Origin of the sequence: Burkholderia sp. BCC1988 (assembly GCF_905339895.1) — a bacterium.
Classification (GTDB): Bacteria; Pseudomonadota; Gammaproteobacteria; order Burkholderiales; family Burkholderiaceae; genus Burkholderia.
Genome location: NZ_CAJPHA010000018.1, coordinates 33381 through 50323 on the forward strand (window position 1 = coordinate 33381; position 16943 = coordinate 50323).

A 16943-nucleotide genomic window follows, 5' to 3' on the forward strand; every position below is an offset into this window, starting at 1 on the left:
GCACGTGCCTCGTCATCTTCTGCCCAGACAGAGAAATAAGCGAATGCTTAACCTAGACATCGGGCCTCCCGCGCTCAGCAATCCGGTTCGTCGGGCTTCGGGCAGCCGGCGTCGCCGGGCCCGTTGGCGATGAACCGCTGCAGCAGGCCGGTGAGCAGCGCAAGTTCGTCGGCCGAGAAACCGGCGAGCTGCGCGTTCAACGCGGTCGCGATCAGCGACGGCAGCGCGCGGGCCGCGTCGGCGCCGCGCTCGGTCAGCGTCAGCTCGATCACGCGGCGGTCCTGTTCGCTGCGCGAGCGCGCGACCAGGCCCTTGCGCTCGAGGCGGTCGAGCATCCGGGTCATCGAACCGCTGTCGTACGACATCTTGCGCGACAGCTCGAACGGCGTGCGCGCATAACCGCGCGACAGCAGCAGGATCACGCCGATCTGCTGCGCGGTGAGGTCGTACGGCTCGAGTGCGCGGTCCATTCTCTCGACGAGCGCCTGCCGGGCCTTGGTCAGGTAATAACCGAGGCTCGTTTCCAGTGCAATGGTGTCGGGATCGTAGAGGCCGCCGTTCATGCGAATTGCGCGCGCAGCAACAGTGCGTTTCAGGTCAAAACGCGCCCAGTATCTTGAAAAATGATTGCTTAGTCAATATTATTTCAGGCAACCAGTTACGACGTGCATGCCGCACTGCCGGAGACGATGTTCTGACCGCTCAGCCCGCGCTGCCGGGCACCCGAGGATGTTCGCAATGCTGTTCCTGAAAAATGCCGCCGGCGCGCTGCGCCGCAACCTGACCGATACCGCTCATCATGTGTTCTCCGGGCCGCACCGCGGCTGGAAGATCGCGCTGTACGTGACGATGCTGGTGGTGCCGGGCGGGTCGCTCGCGGCGCTCGGGTTTGCCTGGTTCGATCACCGCCGGCAGCGCAACGCGAAGGGCGCCGCCCGCCGCACGAGCCGGCCGGCGGCCACGGAGCCGTCGACATGGCGGTCCGCCGCCGATCCCGTCCCTCTGCCCGCGCGCTGCCACTGACACCGCCCGCTCCCGTCATCCCGACCGAATGCCGGCCGCACCCCGCGTCCCGGCGTCGCCTGCGCCGCATTCGTCGCCTGCCTCGAGCGCAAGCGATCCGTAATGACCGGTAAACCGGCCGGCCGCGCCGGTAACACATTCGTGTCGCCGCGCACCGTACCCTTAGGGCTGCGCGGCTTTCCCGCCGTCAGTTACCATTTGTCCGCCAGCGGCACGACGACCGCATCGCGCGACGCCGCTCGCCGGCCGCAGCATCCCGACAGGAAAACCACCATGCCGTACGCTCCCCTCCCGCGCGCCCTTCGCCCGCTGAGCGCCGCCGTCGCCGTCGCGACGGCCGTGCTGCTCGCCGGCTGCGCCGTCGGGCCCGACTATCACCGGCCCGACACGTCGATCCCCGCCGCCTTCAAGGAAGCGCCGGCCGGCTGGAAAGTCGCGCAGCCCGCCGACCGGACCGACCGCGGCCCGTGGTGGAGCGTCTACCACGACCCGCAGCTCGACGCACTGGTCGGCAAGCTCAACGCATCGAACCAGACCATCGCGCAATCGGCCGCCGCGTACCGGCAGGCCCGCGCGCTCGTCGCCGAAGCGCGTGCCGCGTACTTCCCGACCGTCGGGCTGACCGCATCGGGCTCGCGCTCCCGGACGGGGCGTACGTCGTCTTCGTCGAGCTTCGGCAGCAGTTCGTCGATCAGCAACAGCTACAGCGTCGGCCTCGACGCGAGCTGGGAACCCGACCTGTGGGGCAAGGTGAGCCGCACCGTCAGCGCGCAGCGCGCCGGCGAAGCGGCCGCCGCGGCCGATCTCGCGAACGCGCGGCTCTCGCAGCAGGCGCTGCTCGCGCAGACCTACTTCCAGCTGCGCACGTCCGACGCGCTGCAGAAGCTGCTCGACGACACCGTGAAGTCGTACGGCGAATCGCTGAAGCTCACGCAGAACCAGTACGCGCAGGGCGTCGCCGCGCGCGCGGACGTGATCCAGGCGCAGACGCAGCTGCAGAGCGCGCAGGCCGCGTCGATCGACAACGGCGTCGCGCGCGCGCAGTACGAGCATGCGATCGCGACACTGATCGGCGAACCGGCATCGACGTTCTCGCTGGCGCCGAACCCGCTCGCGGCGGAGCCGCCGATCACGCCGGTCGACGTGCCGTCCGCGCTGCTCGAGCGCCGGCCCGACATCGCGGCGGCCGAGCGCCGCGCGGCGGCCGCGAACGAGCAGATCGGCGTCGCGATCGCCGCGTTCTTCCCGACACTCACCCTGTCGGCCACCGGCGGCTTCCAGAGCTCGGTGTGGTCGCAACTGTTCACGCTGCCCGCGCGGTTCTGGACGGTCGGCCCGCAGCTCGCGGCGACGCTGTTCGACGCCGGCCTGCGCGCCGCGCAAACGGATGCCGCGCGCGCGACCTACGACCAGGACGTCGCCGCGTACCGCCTCGCGGTGCTCACCGCGTTCCAGGACGTCGAGGACAACCTCGCGTCGCAGCGCATCCTCGCGCAGGAAGTCGACGTGCAGCGGCAGGCCGTCGACAGCGCCCAGCACGCGCTCGCGATCGTCACGAACCAGTACAAGGCCGGCACGGTCGCCTACCTGAACGTGCTGACCGCGCAGACCACCGCGTTCACCGCGCAGCAGAAGCTCGCGACGATCGCCGGCCAGCGGATGGTGTCGTCGGTCGGGCTCGTGAAGGCGCTCGGCGGCGGCTGGGATGCGTCGGACCTCGCGCGCGAAACGGGCGACATGACGGCACCGGCGCCGGCATCCGGTGCGGCGGCGCCGGCCGCGACCGCACCGTCGGCCGCCGTGCCGCTCGCGCAGAAGTAAGACGGAAAGGAGAGGGTGGCGCGCGTCAGCGCGTCGCGTCGCCGAAGATCAGCGACACTTCGTTGTTGCCGATCGGATGGCCGAGCAGGTTCAGCAGCCCCGCGAGGTTCGCCTGCTGCTCGGGCGCCGCATGCGCGGTGCCGCGAAACGAACCCTGGCCGGGACCGAAGCTGCCGTGTCCGTCGAGGAACAGCGGGCCCTGCGTCGTCGACAGGTCGAGATCGGCGCCCGAGCCCTTCGCCTGCAGCACTGCGCGATACGACCCGAGCGGCTTCACGCGCGACACGCGCGAACTCATCGAATCGATCGTCACCGTCAGCTGGCCGAACGCGCTGTTGCCGATCATCCGCCAGTCGGTCCAGCCGAGCCGCACGTCGCCCTGCAGGTCGAGCGTGTTGAACGGCGTGCCGAGCCCGGCAAGCAGCGACGCGGGCACGGCCATCGTGCCCGCCGACAGCACGGCGCCGCGCCACGTCGCGTCGAGCGTGACGGCGTCGGGCATCGCCTCGGTCTGCCGCATGCGCATCCGCACGCGCCCGGTCAGGAGCGGCCAGAAGCCCGTGGTCCATTCGACCCGCCCCGGCAGCAGCGTTGCCGCGCTCTGGTCCGCGCCCGGTGCGAGCATCAGCGTGCCCGAGCCGTGCCACAGCGATCCGTCCGGATCGACGAGATTCACGTGGCCGCCGCTCGCGCGCGCGAACTGCGGCGCGATCCACGCGGCCGGCGCGAGCGCGACGAGCGTCAGCGCCGTCGCGAACCCACCCGCCACCACCCACGGCAATGCGGCGACGAGCCGCCTGATCCCTGGCCTCATCGGCCGACCGTCGCTGGTTTCATCCACTGCGTCATTTCTGCGTCGAGGGTTGCATCACGGCCGTCAGGTCGACCTGGCCGTCTTCCTTCAGTCCGGTCACGTGCGCTTCGCCGACCTGCACCTTGAACTGCCGGCGCGCGTCGTCGAGCCACTGCGTCCACACCGGAAACGAGGCGTTCTTCATCTGGATCTGCACGCCGTTGCCGACGACCTGCACCTGCGCGCCCTGCAGCCCGTGATCGGACAGCGACGCGGTGAGCGCGTCCTTCAGCGCAAGACCGGTCGGCGCGACGCCTTGCGCGGCGGCCGTCAACGACTTCGCCTCGTTGGCCTGCGCGGTCATCTGCGCGAGCTCCTGGCGCATCGTCGGCAGCGCGCGCCGGATCCGCGCGCGGCCTTCCTCCGCGGGCGACCACAGTACCGAATACGCGATCGCGACGGCCAGCACGGCGCCGCCCCAGCCGAGCAGCGTCCGCTCGCGCGGTGTGCGCTCGCCCCAGAACTGGGCCAGCGCCTGGGTCAGTTGTTCCGTCTTCATGAGCGGCTCCGGATCGTCCATTTGCCGGTGCTGCTGTCGACTTCGCCGGTCAGCCCGTTGCGCGCGAGACGCTGCGGGAAATCGGGGTCGACCTTGACCTCCGGCTTGAAGCCGACGTCGAGCCGCCGGTCGTGATAATCGAGCGACGCGATACCGTTCAGCGGCAGCGCGCCCATCGAACGCGACAGCCCGCTCGACAGCGCGAGGAAATCGTTCGGCGACAGCTCGCCCGCCGCGAGGCGCAGCTGGTCGAGCTGACGCTGCATCTGCGCGGGCGGATCGAGCACCGTCGTCGTCTTGGGGAAGGCCGACAGCAGCGTCTCGGTGATCTGCGCGGACAGCGCGTCGCGCTCGCGCGACAGCTTCCACCAGTGCAGGTTCATCCCGATCACCGCGACGCCGAGCGTAGCAGCGGCGAGTGCGATCGGCACGCGCAGGCGCTTCAGCGTCGCGCGGTCGAAGCGCCACGGCTGCGATTCGAATTCGAACTGGCACAGATCGAAGCGCTCGGTCAGCGCACGCCGCGCGAACGCATCGAACGGCAGCGGTTGCGCGCCCGGCAGCAGCGGGCCGTCGGCGCGTCCGACCGACGCGAGGCGCGGCTCCGCGCCCGGTTCGCCGAGTTCGTACAGTTCGACGTCGCCGCCGCCCGCGAGCGCGGCGAGCGTGCCGGCCGCGCGCGACGCAGGCGCCGCGAACCCTTCGCCGAGCGCGCCGCGCGCGACAGCGAACTCGAGACGCGGCGCACCGGCCGCGGCCGGCTGCGCGCCGGCTTCCACGAGCACCGGCTCGATCGCCGTCGTGAGGCCGAGCACCGCGGCGACCGCGGTCGGGCGCGCAGGCGGCTCGACCGCATCCGTGAGCGCGTCGGCTTGGGTGGCCTCACCGTCGGTATGCGCATCCGGTGCAGCTTCCGCCGCCGGCGCGCGCGGTGCGGGCAGGCAGCGCGTCGCGGGCACCGCGCTCAGGTGCCGGTGGCCGGCCGCGGTGAAGGCATCACAGATCGCGCGGAACCACGCGCGGTCGACGACGGCCAGCACGCGGCGGCCGTCGGGCAGCGCGACCGGATCGAGCGCGATATGGCAGCCGAGCGGATCCTGGATCAGCTGATCCTCGACGATGTTCGGCAGCGCCTGGCGCAGCTTCGGCCCCTTGAGCGGTGGCACGGTCGCGGCCAGCAGCAGCACGTCGCGCGCGGCGATGATCAGCACCGTCGCGTTCGCGCGCGGCAGCAGCGCGAGCGCGGCGCGGCCCGCGCGCTGCACCTGGCCGGCCTTGTCCACGAGCGTGAACGGCAGCTCGGGCCACTGCCATTCCTGCAACGGCACGGCCGGCTCGCGCGGCGGCAAAGAAACAATCAGCGTGCTCAAGAGCTCCTCTCCCGGATGGCGTCGTTATAGCTGGTCGCGGATGCGCACGACCCGCGTCGAGTGCGTGGTCGGATCACGATACACGAGCGAGGTGCGATCGACCTCCGCGCGATCGTGCTGAATCCGGCCATGCACGATGAAGTAACTCGAATTGACGTCGACGAGGCTCGAGTCGATCGTCACGTTCGGCGCGCCGGCGCCGCGCAGCGCGAGCTGCACGTCGCCGACGTTGCGGAAAAACACGGTCTCGCGCCGCGCTACGAGCGCCTGCGCGGACGACACGCTCATCCCCGGCATCAGCGCCGCGATCACCTCGGCCGGCGCGGTGTTCATGTTCACCGGCGTCGTGGTCGGCAGCACGGTGACGAACGGGCGCAGCCGCGCGACCATTTCGGGCGTGACGCCGTCGACGTCGAGCAGGCTGTCGACGCCGGTCATCACGAGCGGCGCGGGCCCGCGATCGCCGTCGGACATCCCCGGCTCGTCGGTGAAGTTGCCGGCCGTGTCGCCGCCGGGCACCGGCGCGGTCGCGGCCGTTCCGGCGCCGGGCAGCGTCGGCGTCTGGAAACGCGTCGCCGAGTGCATCAGGCCCGCGCGCATCTGCAGCGCGATCCGCTTCGCGAGCGCGCCGTCGTAACCGAGCGTCGTCAGCAGCCGCTGGAACGCCTTGAGCTGCATCGCGTTGAGCTGCAGCACGCCGGGCGCCGGCGACGACACGAGGTTGCGCAGGTTGTACTTCGCCTGCGCGTCCTCGATCGATCCGGAGATGTAGGTATCTTCGCCGCCGTTGTCGTTCGGCGCGCCGATCCGGCCGAGGAAATCCGACAGCTTCGTCTTCGCGATCGGCACGGCCCAGATCCCGCCGAGATAGGTGATGCCGGGCGCCGTGTCGCCCTCGGAGCGCAGGATCATGCGCGTCCAGTCGAGCGCGCCGCGCGCGACCCACTGCGCCTGCGCGATCACGCGCTGGTTCTCGATGCGGCGAATCTGCACCTGCTGGCGCCACAGCATCCCCGACACGAGGATCGCCGACAGCGCGACGACGAGCAGCGCGGTGATGATCGCCGCGCCGCGCTCGCGGCGGGCGCGTGCGGCGCCACGCGCGGCGAACCGGGTACGGTGAGGGCGCGCGCGCATCGTCATTCCCCGACGAGGAAGATGCGCGTGACGGGCACGCGCAGCGACGTCGCGCCGATGCTCACCTGCAGCCCCGTCACCGCCCGCGCCGGCGGCGCGTTGCCGATCTGCGGCACCTTCAACGCATCGTTGTTCTGCGCGAGCGCGTCGTTGGCCGTCTGCAGGTTGGTGGTCCAGCCGACGCGCGGCACGTACAGCTTCGCGTCGATCGCACCGACGCCGCCCATCAGCGCGACCCAGCTCCAGCCGTCGACGCTGCTGTCCTTCAGCACGTCGCGCAGGCGGTTCGCGTCGTCGAGCGGCGGCGATGCATAGCGCACGACGCGCCCGCCGGCGATCCGGTAGCGGACCACCTGCAGCCGCGGCGCGGCGCCCGGCACGTCGAGTTCGCGGACGATCTGCAGCGTGTTGCCCGCGACGCCGATCGCCGGCTGGCCGGCTTCGTCGTCGGTCGCGGCGAGCCGCGCGTCGATGCGCATCTGGTCGAACATCTGCGCGAACACGCGCTCGTCTTCCATCGCGGCCGCGACCTTGTCGCGGCCGCGCATGATCTGGTCGAGCCCGCGCCACGACAGGATCGCGACCACCGCGAGGATCGCGATCGCGATCATCAGTTCGATCAGCGTGAAGCCGCGTACGCGGCGCGAGCCGGCGGCGCGCAGGGGCCGGCGCGGCATCGGCGCGTCAGAGCGGACGGCTGGTTTCATTCGCGACCACCGTCACCATTTGCGCGAGCACGCCGGCGCGCCCCGGCATGCTCACCGACATCTGCACGCGCCGGAACACCGGGTTCGGCGTCGTGCTCACGCGCTGCGTGCAGACCAGCTGCAGGTTGCCCTGCGAACAGTCGAAGCTCTGTTCGCCGACCTCCGGCCACGCATGCGTGAGGCGCAGTTGCGCGAGCGCGTTGTCGGCACTCCAGCCGGCGAGCAGCCGGCGGTGGAGATCGGATGCATTGGTCGCCATCGTGCCGACCGCGCGGATCGACGCGGCGAGCGCGACCGCGATGATCGCGAGCGCGACCAGCACCTCGATCATCGTGAAGCCGCGCGCCCCGACGAGGCCGGCCGCAGGCCGGTCTCCGGAGGAAGTACGCCCGGGGTGCCCCGAAGGGAGTCCCCTTGGGGGGCGGGAAGCGGCCGGAAAGGGCAGGCGACGACGCATCGTCATTGCACCTCGTAGCGGCCGTTGCCGGTGCCGACGATCGTCGCGCTGCCGACCGCCGAATGCAGCGTCACGCGCACCGGCATGTCGATGCTTTCCGTGCCGAACACGACGCGGCTCGCGCGCGTGTCGGCCCCGGGATAGTCGATATCGGCGCCCGTGACGCCGCCGTCCCAGTCGCGCGGGCGCAGCACGTCGTCGCGCAGCGTGTGCCAGCCGTCGGGCGAGCTCACGTCGAAGCGGAAACCGTGCGCGGTCGGCTGCCACGCGATCGGGCGCGCGCGCACCTGTGCTTCGTCGCCGGCCGTCTCGAACAGCAGCGCGATGCGCTGCGCTTCCTCGCGCAGGTCGGTGCGCGGATTGCGCGTCAGCGACAGCGACGCGAGCGACACCAGCAGGCCCGCGATTACGAGCACGACCAGCATCTCGAGCAGCGTGAAGCCGCGTGCGCGTGCACGTGCCACGGTCACGGCCGCGCCGCGCCGCACGCGGCCGTCGCGGGCATCGCGGCGAGCGCGAGCGGAGCGCAAGGGCGTGCGAGGGGCGGGCATGGAGTGAAGAACGGGGAGAACGTCGGGACGGTCAGCGCAGGCTTACTGCCACGAACCGATGTCGGAATCGTTGCTCTCGCCGCCTTCCTTGCCGTCGGCGCCGTAGCTGAACACGTCGATCTCGCCGTGCACGCCCGGGTTCAGGTACTTGTACCCGTTGCCCCACGGATCGTTCGGCAGGCGCTCGAGATAGCCGCCGTCCTTCCAGTTGTTCGGGATCGGATCGGTGGTCGGCTTCTGGATCAGCGCGTTCAGGCCCTGTTCCTGGGTCGGATAGCGGCCGTTGTCGAGCCGGTACAGCTTGAGCGCCTGCATGATCGTGCCGATGTCCTGCTTCGCCGCGATACGGCGCGCCTCGTCGGGACGGCTCATGATCTTCGGCACGATCAGTGCCGCCAGGATCCCGAGGATCGCGACCACCACCATGATCTCGATCAGCGTGAAACCGCGCTGACGGCGCACGGCCGCATTACGGCGAGTGATCCACGTTTGCATGACTGACTACCTCTTCCAAAAAATGTCGTCGATTAAGTGACGCACCCGGCGCATTCCGGACGTTTGCCTGACGGCCAGCTTCCGTTTCCCCCGGGCGCGGAGCACGCATTGTAAGGCGCGCACTGCCGAGGGCTTTCACCCAACGCAAATTTCATATACATCCGTACAATAGCGCGCATGAACGCGCTCTCGATCCGGATCCTCTCCCTAGCCCTCTTCGCGGGTTTGTGCGCGACGGCCACCTACTGGGTCGTCACGCTGTCGGCCCGCGAAGCGCCGCTGCCCGCCGCCGCCGCGCGGTTGCCGATCCGCACCGAGGACGCCGCCGCGCTCTTCGGCGGACAGCTCGACAAGAATCCCGTGCAGGACATCCACCTGTTCGGCATTCTCGCGCTCGATCATGGCGGCGCCGCGATCGTCGGCATCGGCGGCGAGCCGCCGCGCGCCGTGTCGCTCGGCGCGGAGCTCGCGCCCGGCGCGAAGCTCGCCGAAGTGCGCAACCGCTCGATCATCGTCGACCGCAACGGCGCGCGCGCCGAAGTCCAGCTCCCCGCGAACACGCCGTCGCCCGCGATCTACATGCGTTGAACGGCGGTGGCCTGACCGGCGGTCAGGCCGTCACTGCACCATGTTGTTCAGCTCGATGATCGGCAGCATCACGGCCAGCACGATCACGAGCACGATCCCGCCCATCGCCAGGATCAAGAGCGGCTCAAGCAGGCTCGTCAGGAACATCGTGCGGCGTTCGAGCTCGCGTGCCTCACCTTCCGCCGCGCGATCCAGCATCGTCGTCACGTCGCCCGTCGCCTCGCCGGAGCGGATCAGGTGCACGAGCACCGGCGGAAACGTCTTCACGTTGTTCAGCGCGCGCGACAGCGCGGAGCCTTCGCGCACGCGCACGATCGCGTCGTCGATGTTCGCGCGCATCGCGCGGTTCGACAGCGTCTCGCCGGCCGCCTGCAGCGCGCGCAGGATCGGCACGCCGGCCGCGGTCAGGATGGCGAGCGTGCTCGCGAAGCGCACCGTGTTGTAGCCGCGCACGAGCTTGCCCGCGAGCGGCGCGGTCAGCACCCAGCGGTCGAACGCGAGCCTGGGCCCGTCGCGCGACAGCGTCGCCTTCACGACCCACACGACGAGCGCGGCCGCGATCAGGATCGCCCACCACCAGTGCCGCACGAAATCCGACAGCGCCATCATCACGACCGTGAGGATCGGCAACTGCTGCTTCGTGCTCGCGAACACGTTGACGACCTGCGGCACGACGTAGCTCAGCAGGAACGTGACGATGCCGAACGCGATCAGCGTGACGATCCCCGGATACGTGAACGCGAGCAGGATCTTCTGCTTCAGCGCGTTGCTCTGTTCGATGTAGTCGGCGAGGCGCGACAGCACGATGCCGAGCTTGCCGGTGTGCTCGCCCGCCGCGACGAGCGCGCGATAGATTTCGGGGAAATCGCGCGGATGCTGGCCCAGCGCATTCGCGAGCGAGTGGCCGCCGAGCACTTCCGCGCGGATCGAGGCCATCAGTTCGCGGATATAGTCGCGCTCGGCCTGCTCGGTGAGCACGCCGAGCGCCTCGTCGAGCGGCAGCCCCGCGATCAGCAGGCTCGCGAGCTGGCGCGTGAGGATCGCCTGCTCGCGCTGCGACAGCTTGCGGCCGAACGCGAGGCGCTGCGAGCGCGCGCCGCGGCTCGCGCTGGCGGCCGGCTCGACCACCAGCGGCGTGAGCCCCTGCGTGCGCAGCTGGCCGCGCGCGGCGCGCGCGCTGTCGGCATCGATCACGCCCTTCTGCGCGCGCCCGGCCGAATCGATTGCTTCGAAACGGAATGCCGACATCGCGCTATGCGCCTCCCGTCACGCGCAGCACTTCCTCGAGCGACGTCGCACCGGCCGCGAGCCAGCGCTCGGCGTCGTCGCGCAGCGTGCGCATCCCTTCCGCGCGGCCCGCGGCGAGAATCTCCGCATCGGCCGCGTTGCGGTGGATCAGCGTACGGATCGAATCGTCGACCACCAGCAGTTCGTATACGCCGCGCCGGCCCGTGTAGCCCGAATGCCCGCACTTGTCGCAGCCGACCGGATGCCACACGGTGCGGCCTTCCTCCTGCCGCTCTTCCTTGCAGGCCGGGCAGAGCTGCCGCACCAGGCGCTGCGCGAGCACGCCGAGCAGCGACGACGCGAGCAGGTACGGCTCGACGCCCATGTCGGTCAGGCGCGTGACGGCGGACGCCGCATCGTTGGTGTGCAGCGTCGCGAGCACGAGGTGGCCCGTGAGCGACGCCTGCACCGCGATCTGCGCGGTTTCGAGGTCGCGGATTTCGCCGATCATGATCACGTCCGGGTCCTGGCGCAGGATCGAACGCAGCGCGCGGGCGAAGGTCATCCCGATCCGCTCGTTCACCTGCGTCTGGCCGATGCCGGACAGGTCGTATTCGATCGGATCCTCGACGGTCATGATGTTGGTCGTCGCCGTTTCGAGCCGCGACATCGACGCATACAGCGTCGTCGTCTTGCCCGAACCGGTCGGGCCCGTCACCAGCACGATGCCGTGCGGGCGGCCGATCAGCTTGTCGAACTGGACGAGCGTGTCGCGGCCCATCCCGAGCGCTTCGAGGTTCAGGCGCTGCGCATCCTTTTCCAGCAGACGCAGCACCGCACGCTCGCCGTGCCCGGTCGGCAGCGTCGACACGCGCACGTCGACCGGCCGGCCGCCGACGCGCAGCGTGATGCGGCCGTCCTGCGGCAGGCGTTTCTCGGCGATGTCGAGCTGCGCCATGATCTTGATCCGCGAGATCAGCGCGCCGTGCAGCGCCTTCTTCGGGCGCACGACGTCGCGCAGCGTGCCGTCGACGCGGAACCGCACGACCGAGGCATTCTCGAACGGCTCGATGTGAATGTCCGATGCCTGTTCGCGCGCCGCTTGCGTGAGCAGCGCGTTGATCATCCGGATGATCGGCGCATCGTCTTCCGATTCGAGCAGATCCTCGACTTCGGGGATGTCCTGCATCAGCCGCGACAGGTCGACTTCGCCTTCGACCTCGCCGACGATCTGCGCCGCGCTGCCGTCCTGGCGCGCGTAGGCCTGGTTGATCGCCTGCGCGAGCTCGTCGGCCGGCACGCGATGCACGGAGATCGAGCCGAAGTTGCGCGCGATTTCGGCGAGCGCCGCATCGTTCGTGCGTTCGCTGATCCACACCTCGAGCGTGTCGTCGAGCTGGTGCGCGATCAGCACCTGGCCGCTCTTCGCGAAGCCGTACGGCAACAGGCGCGCGGCGAGCGGCGACGGCGGCTGCCGTTCGCCGGGCGTGCCGTCGTGAGCGGAGGACGCGCGCACGTCGCTCACTGCGAAGCTCCCGGCGTGGCGGTCAGCGGCTGTTGCGGCACGGCCTGCTGCGGTACGCTCCGCGGCTGCGCGGGCGTTGCCTCCGGCAGCGGCTGGGCCGGCACCGGCGCCACCTGGCGTTGCAGCTGCTGACGGCGCATCTTGTCGAGATCGAACAGGTTCCCGGCCGGCGTGCCGCCCTGGCTCGGGCCGAGCGGCATCGGCGGGACGATCGGATCGTCCTTGTCGCGGATCACGTTGTTGTCCGACTTGTACGCGCCCGTCACGCCCTGGATGTAGTCGTAGCGGTTGGCCGTGACTTCCTGCGCGGTGCCGCGATCGGAAATGATCACGGGGCGCAGGAACACCATCAGGTTGGTTTTCGCACGCACCTTCGATTCCGAACGGAACAGCTGGCCGATCCACGGAATGTCGCCGAGCAGCGGGACCTTGCTGTTCGATACCTGATAGTTGTCCTGCATCAAGCCGCCGAGCACGATGATCTCGCCGTTGTCGGCCAGGATCGTCGACTGGATCGACCGTTTCGTGAAGGTCGGGCCGGTCTGCGCGCTGGTCGTGCCGGCGACGACCGCCGAATCCTCTGTATAGAGCTGCAGCTTCAGGATCCCGCCGTCGGTGATCTGCGGCTTCACGTGCAGCGTCAGGCCGACGTCGCGACGGTCGTAGGTGTTGAACGCGTTGCTCGTCGTGCCGCTCGTCAGGTTCGAATACGAACCGGTTGCGATCGGCACGTTCTGGCCGACCACGATCTTCGCTTCCTCGTTGTCGAGCGTGATCAGGTTCGGCGTCGACAGCACGTTCGCGTCGCTCACGCCCGCAAAGTATTGCAGCAGCGCGCCGAGCCCCTGCACGCCGAACATGTTGTGCAGCCAGCCGATGTTGAGCCCCTGGGACAACTGCCCGAGGTTGGAGGCCAGCCCGCCTCCGGTGATCCCGCCGGCCGCGTTGGCCACACCGCCGGCCGTCAGGTTGATGATGCTGTTGCCGAGGCCCAGCCCGGGGTTCAGGTTCGTGCCGCCGAGAAACTGGCCGCTCGCCACCTGCCACTGGATGCCGAGGTTGCCCTGCGTCGTCGAGTTCAGCTCGACGATCAGCGCTTCGATATAGACCTGCGCGCGCCGTGCGTCGAGCTGGTCGATCACCGAGCGCAGGTTGCGGTAGACCGGGTCGGACGCGGTGATGATCAGCGAGTTGGTCGCCGAGTCGGCCTGGATCATCCCGCCCGGCTGGTTGTCGTCGCCCTTTTCCTTGTCGCCGCCGAGCAGGCCGCCCGTGCCGAGGCCGCCGCCGGACGAACCGCTGCCGCCGTAGGCCGACGAAGAAGACGAACCGCCCAAGCCGCCCGACGGCAGCGGCGGGGTGCCCGACGTGCCGGTCGAGAAGTTGCCGCTCTGCGACGAGCCGCCGCCCTGGTTGAAGCTGTTCGCGTCGTTGGACGACGCCGACGAACCGCTGTCGCCGCTGCTCTTGCCGAGCATCCCGCGCAGCGTCTTCGCGAGCTTCACCGCGTCGGCGTTGCGCAGCGGCACGACGTGCATGTTGCCGGGCACCGCGCTCGGCGCGTCGAGCTGCTGCACGAGGCGCTTCGCGGCCGCGAGGCGCGACGCGCTCGACGCGCGCAGCATCAGCGAGTTGGTGCGCGGGTCGGCCGTGACCGACACCTTCAGCGTCGCGTCGCTGTTGCCGATCGCGCCCGGGTCGAGCATCTTCTGCAGCTGCGCGGCGAGGTCGATCGCGTTCGCATTGCGCAGCGGCACGACCTGGACCTGCGCGCCCGCGGCGCTGTCGACGCCCGAGATGATCTGCGCGATGCGGCGCACGTTGTCCGCGTAGTCGGTGACGACGATCGTGTTGTTCGCCGGGTAGGCGGTGACCGTGTTGTTCGGCGAGATCAGCGGCCGCAGCACCGGCAGCAGGTTGTTCGCCGATTCGTTGCGCAGCTCGAACACCTGCGTGATGACCTGGTCGCCGCGCGCCTGCGGCGCATTGCCGACATAGGTCGGCACGCCCTGCAGCTTCGCGTCGGCTTCCGGCACGACCTTCAGCACCCCGTGATCCTGCACGAGCGCGAAGCCCTGCATGCGCAGCGCCGACTGCAGCGTCTTCAGCGCCTGGTCTTCCGGCACCGGACGTTCAGCCACGAGATTGAGCTGCCCCTTCACGCGGGGGTCGACGATGATGGTCTTGCCGGTTGCGGCACCGATCGCCTTGGCGACCTGGTCGATGTCCGCATTCACGAAATTGAGCGTGACCTGAGCGTAGGCGGCCTGCGAGACGATGATGCCGGCGACGATCAGGGTCGTCGCGATGCGCCGCATAACGAAGCGATTTCTTGTCATGGATGAATGGGTCGATGCCGGCTCAGGCCACTTCCGGCGGTAGTGCTGGGATCCAGGTCCGAAAGAGGCGACATTAGCAGCTTTTCATGTCCGGAATATCACATTGAGCCGAGGACTGTCTCACATACGACATGTATCCGGCGCACCGTATGCAATATGTAAGATTTCGGCGCCGCCCCGGCACGCCGTCCATCGCCGTCGTTTTTGCGATGAATCGACACGAAAATGCGGTATAAACGGGCAGCCGTCGTTCGCATGTCGCCACGTGACGGACTCTCGGTATGATACGGGCGGCACGTTTCCAGTCGCACGAATAACGGACACGGGTTTTCCCGATCCTTGCGCCCATTTCTTTCGTTTTCCGCACCATGAACAGACGGTTCGCTTCGATCGCGTTGATCGCCGCCGGCGTGTGGTTCGCCTGCGGAAGCGCACGCGCGGATTGTTTCGACGAGGCCGCCCGCTACCAGAAGGTCAATCCGCTGATCCTGCGCGCGATCGCGTGGCAGGAGTCGCACAACCGGCCCGACGCGCTGAACAAGAATACGAACGGCTCGGTCGACTACGGCCTGATGCAGATCAATTCGATCCACCTGCCGGCGCTGTCGCGCTACGGCATCGGCCGCGACACGCTGATGCAGCCGTGCAAGAACGTCTACATCGCCGCTTGGCACCTGCGCCAGAAGATGAATCGCTACGGCAACACATGGCAGGCCGTCGGCGCCTATCATTCGGAAACGCCGTCGCTGCGCGACAAGTATGCGCGGCAGATCGCCGGGATCCTGACGCAGTGGAAGCTGATGCCGCCCGAGCAGTGACGCCGCGCCGCGGCGCTTGCCGACGCCGTGCCGCTCGGCCGGCGCGCGTTTGATGCACAATGCGGATCTCACGCCGCGGTTTCGACCGGCCCGGGCGACCGGCTCCGGGCCGATCGCGCCCCGTCAGGACGCCGCGGCCGCTTTTCCCTCTTTTCCGTTGGTGCAAATCGTTATGAATCCGGCAATGAACCAGCCGTTGCCCGTCACCGTGCTGTCCGGTTTCCTCGGCGCCGGCAAGACCACGCTGCTCAATCACATCCTCGCGAACCGCGCGGGCCTGAAAGTCGCCGTGATCGTCAACGATCTCGCGGCGGTCAACATCGACGCGTCGCTCGTACGCGATGCGCAGGCGCTGTCGCATGTCGAGGAACGCCTGGTCGAGATGTCGAACGGCTGCATCTGCTGCACGCTGCGCGACGACCTGCTCGTCGAGATCCGCAATCTCGCGGCGGATGGCCGCTTCGACGCGATCGTAATCGAATCGACCGGCATCGCGGAGCCGATGCCGATCGCCGAAACCTTCACGTTCGTCGACGACGACGGCGCATCGCTGTCGAACGTCGCGCGGCTCGACACGCTTGTCACCGTGGTCGACGCCTACAATTTCCTGCGCGACTACGGCTCCGACGACGCGCTCGCGACGCGCGGCATCGCCGCATCGGACGAAGACGATCGCACACTCGTCGAGTTGCTGATCGAGCAGATCGAGTTCTGCGACGTGCTCGTGATCAACAAGACCGACCTCGTCGGCGCGGAAGAACTCGCGCGTCTGCAGCACATCCTCGCGCGGCTCAACCCGCGCGCGCACCAGGTCGTGTCGACGTTCGGCAACGTGCCGCTCGAGGAAGTGCTGAACACCGGCCGCTTCGATTTCGACGAGGCCGCGAACGCGCCGGGCTGGCTCGCGTCGCTCGATCACGATCACACGCATTGCGACGATCCCGAGTGCCACGATCCGCATCATGCGCACGTGCATGGCGAAGCCGACGAATTCGGCATCGGCAATTTTGTTTACCGCGCGCGCCGGCCGTTTCATCCGGCACGGCTCTGGGCGCTGCTGCATCAGGAGTGGCCGGGCGTGCTGCGCAGCAAGGGCTTCTTCTGGCTCGCGACGCGCAACGACATCGCGGGCTCGCTGTCGCAGGCGGGCGGCGTGTGCCGGCATGGTCCGGCGGGCCTCTGGTGGGCCGCGCAGGATCGCGCGGAATGGCCGGACGACGACGAGTTGCTCGCCGAAATTCGCACGGAGTGGCAGGGCGACCTCGACGACCGCTCGGTCGGCGATCGCCGTCAGGAACTGGTGCTGATCGGCATCGCGCTCGATGCCGACGCATGGCGCGCGAAACTCGACGCATGCCTGCTCACCGATGCGGAATTCGCGCTCGGTGCGGCGCAATGGAGCGCGTTCGACGATCCGTTTCCGGTGTGGGATGTCGATGCGCACGACGACGACGATCCCGGCGACACGCAGATCGTGCACGCGTAATACGCGGTAAAAACGGCCTGCGAAAGACAACCGTTAAATCTTGCAAG

The 16943-nt window shown here is 69.1% G+C and carries 17 protein-coding genes; 5 read left to right on the plus strand and 12 right to left on the minus strand.

The genetic code is table 11. From position 1 onward, the window contains the following. Positions 1-74 precede the first annotated feature (74 nt). Complete coding sequence (locus U4012_RS24360; protein ID WP_124486795.1) at positions 75-563, minus strand: MarR family winged helix-turn-helix transcriptional regulator; 489 nt, start codon at positions 561-563, stop codon at positions 75-77. Positions 564-738: 175 nt separating this feature from the next. Between U4012_RS24360 and U4012_RS24365 the strand changes: the two genes are divergently transcribed. Both U4012_RS24365 and U4012_RS24370 read left to right on the plus strand, forming a co-directional pair. Then, a complete protein-coding gene (locus U4012_RS24365; protein WP_321802018.1) occupies positions 739-1023 on the plus strand; it encodes a multidrug ABC transporter ATPase in 285 nt (94 codons plus the stop codon). A 273-nt stretch (positions 1024-1296) separates the two neighbouring features. Then, positions 1297-2844, plus strand: a complete 1548-nt coding sequence (locus U4012_RS24370) for an efflux transporter outer membrane subunit (protein WP_321802019.1) — start codon at positions 1297-1299, stop codon at positions 2842-2844. 25 nt (positions 2845-2869) lie between these two features. Here the strand turns inward: U4012_RS24370 and U4012_RS24375 are convergent, their stop codons facing one another. From U4012_RS24375 to gspG, 8 genes are read right to left on the minus strand one after another with little or no spacing between them, the layout of a single operon-like run. After that, positions 2870-3658 carry a type II secretion system protein N gene (locus U4012_RS24375; RefSeq protein WP_044845203.1) on the minus strand — a complete coding sequence of 263 codons (789 nt, stop codon included), beginning with the start codon at positions 3656-3658 and terminating at the stop codon, positions 2870-2872. A 31-nt stretch (positions 3659-3689) separates the two neighbouring features. After that, positions 3690-4196, minus strand: coding sequence for a type II secretion system protein GspM (gene gspM, locus U4012_RS24380; protein ID WP_044845246.1), 507 nt, complete (start codon positions 4194-4196; stop codon positions 3690-3692). Continuing rightward, complete coding sequence (gene gspL, locus U4012_RS24385; RefSeq protein WP_321802020.1) at positions 4193-5566, minus strand: type II secretion system protein GspL; 1374 nt, start codon at positions 5564-5566, stop codon at positions 4193-4195. Before gspL ends, gspM begins: the two co-directional genes overlap by 4 nt. Before the next feature lie 24 nt (positions 5567-5590). Beyond that, positions 5591-6703 carry a type II secretion system minor pseudopilin GspK gene (gene gspK / locus U4012_RS24390; RefSeq protein WP_321802021.1) on the minus strand — a complete coding sequence of 371 codons (1113 nt, stop codon included), beginning with the start codon at positions 6701-6703 and terminating at the stop codon, positions 5591-5593. 2 nt (positions 6704-6705) lie between these two features. Then, positions 6706-7410 (minus strand): type II secretion system protein J, encoded by a 705-nt coding sequence (locus U4012_RS24395; protein ID WP_124486801.1) that lies wholly within the window; start codon positions 7408-7410, stop codon positions 6706-6708. Beyond that, positions 7388-7873, minus strand: coding sequence for a type II secretion system minor pseudopilin GspI (gspI, locus tag U4012_RS24400; protein WP_409364462.1), 486 nt, complete (start codon positions 7871-7873; stop codon positions 7388-7390). The genes U4012_RS24395 and gspI overlap by 23 nt, the downstream gene beginning before the upstream one ends. Continuing rightward, positions 7870-8418 (minus strand): GspH/FimT family pseudopilin, encoded by a 549-nt coding sequence (locus U4012_RS24405; protein ID WP_321802022.1) that lies wholly within the window; start codon positions 8416-8418, stop codon positions 7870-7872. Before U4012_RS24405 ends, gspI begins: the two co-directional genes overlap by 4 nt. A 42-nt stretch (positions 8419-8460) precedes the next feature. Further along, positions 8461-8913, minus strand: a complete 453-nt coding sequence (gene gspG, locus U4012_RS24410; protein WP_027783126.1) for a type II secretion system major pseudopilin GspG — start codon at positions 8911-8913, stop codon at positions 8461-8463. Positions 8914-9090: 177 nt separating this feature from the next. Between gspG and U4012_RS24415 the strand changes: the two genes are divergently transcribed. Beyond that, positions 9091-9501, plus strand: coding sequence for a hypothetical protein (locus tag U4012_RS24415; RefSeq protein WP_044845208.1), 411 nt, complete (start codon positions 9091-9093; stop codon positions 9499-9501). A 30-nt stretch (positions 9502-9531) separates the two neighbouring features. On the opposite strand, the gene gspF is transcribed toward U4012_RS24415, so the two are convergent. The 3 genes from gspF to gspD are packed head-to-tail and all read right to left on the minus strand — an operon-like array spanning position 9532 to position 14592. Further along, positions 9532-10749: a type II secretion system inner membrane protein GspF gene (gspF, locus tag U4012_RS24420; RefSeq protein ID WP_321802023.1), complete on the minus strand. Its 1218-nt coding sequence runs from the start codon at positions 10747-10749 to the stop codon at positions 9532-9534. A gap of 4 nt (positions 10750-10753) precedes the next feature. After that, positions 10754-12253, minus strand: a complete 1500-nt coding sequence (gene gspE, locus U4012_RS24425; protein WP_321802024.1) for a type II secretion system ATPase GspE — start codon at positions 12251-12253, stop codon at positions 10754-10756. Continuing rightward, complete coding sequence (gene gspD, locus U4012_RS24430) at positions 12250-14592, minus strand: type II secretion system secretin GspD (protein WP_044845211.1); 2343 nt, start codon at positions 14590-14592, stop codon at positions 12250-12252. Before gspD ends, gspE begins: the two co-directional genes overlap by 4 nt. A gap of 368 nt (positions 14593-14960) precedes the next feature. Between gspD and U4012_RS24435 the strand changes: the two genes are divergently transcribed. Continuing rightward, positions 14961-15410: a lytic transglycosylase domain-containing protein gene (locus tag U4012_RS24435; RefSeq protein ID WP_044845212.1), complete on the plus strand. Its 450-nt coding sequence runs from the start codon at positions 14961-14963 to the stop codon at positions 15408-15410. Positions 15411-15582: 172 nt separating this feature from the next. Then, positions 15583-16896, plus strand: a complete 1314-nt coding sequence (locus U4012_RS24440) for a GTP-binding protein (RefSeq protein WP_044845213.1) — start codon at positions 15583-15585, stop codon at positions 16894-16896. Positions 16897-16943 lie beyond the last annotated feature (47 nt).

Excerpts from the sequence above, each read along its gene's own strand:
- U4012_RS24360 (WP_124486795.1), bottom strand. The coding sequence starts at position 563 with ATGAACGGCGGCCTCTACGATCCCGACACCATTGCACTGGAAACGAGC.
- U4012_RS24365 (WP_321802018.1), top strand. The coding sequence starts at position 739 with ATGCTGTTCCTGAAAAATGCCGCCGGCGCGCTGCGCCGCAACCTGACC.
- U4012_RS24370 (WP_321802019.1), top strand. The coding sequence starts at position 1,297 with ATGCCGTACGCTCCCCTCCCGCGCGCCCTTCGCCCGCTGAGCGCCGCC.
- U4012_RS24375 (WP_044845203.1), bottom strand. The coding sequence starts at position 3,658 with ATGAGGCCAGGGATCAGGCGGCTCGTCGCCGCATTGCCGTGGGTGGTG.
- gspM (WP_044845246.1), bottom strand. The coding sequence starts at position 4,196 with ATGAAGACGGAACAACTGACCCAGGCGCTGGCCCAGTTCTGGGGCGAG.
- gspK (WP_321802021.1), bottom strand. The coding sequence starts at position 6,703 with ATGCGCGCGCGCCCTCACCGTACCCGGTTCGCCGCGCGTGGCGCCGCA.
- U4012_RS24395 (WP_124486801.1), bottom strand. The coding sequence starts at position 7,410 with ATGAAACCAGCCGTCCGCTCTGACGCGCCGATGCCGCGCCGGCCCCTG.
- gspI (WP_409364462.1), bottom strand. The coding sequence starts at position 7,873 with ATGACGATGCGTCGTCGCCTGCCCTTTCCGGCCGCTTCCCGCCCCCCA.
- U4012_RS24405 (WP_321802022.1), bottom strand. The coding sequence starts at position 8,418 with ATGCCCGCCCCTCGCACGCCCTTGCGCTCCGCTCGCGCTCGCCGCGAT.
- gspG (WP_027783126.1), bottom strand. The coding sequence starts at position 8,913 with ATGCAAACGTGGATCACTCGCCGTAATGCGGCCGTGCGCCGTCAGCGC.
- U4012_RS24415 (WP_044845208.1), top strand. The coding sequence starts at position 9,091 with ATGAACGCGCTCTCGATCCGGATCCTCTCCCTAGCCCTCTTCGCGGGT.
- gspF (WP_321802023.1), bottom strand. The coding sequence starts at position 10,749 with ATGTCGGCATTCCGTTTCGAAGCAATCGATTCGGCCGGGCGCGCGCAG.
- gspD (WP_044845211.1), bottom strand. The coding sequence starts at position 14,592 with ATGACAAGAAATCGCTTCGTTATGCGGCGCATCGCGACGACCCTGATC.
- U4012_RS24435 (WP_044845212.1), top strand. The coding sequence starts at position 14,961 with ATGAACAGACGGTTCGCTTCGATCGCGTTGATCGCCGCCGGCGTGTGG.
- U4012_RS24440 (WP_044845213.1), top strand. The coding sequence starts at position 15,583 with ATGAATCCGGCAATGAACCAGCCGTTGCCCGTCACCGTGCTGTCCGGT.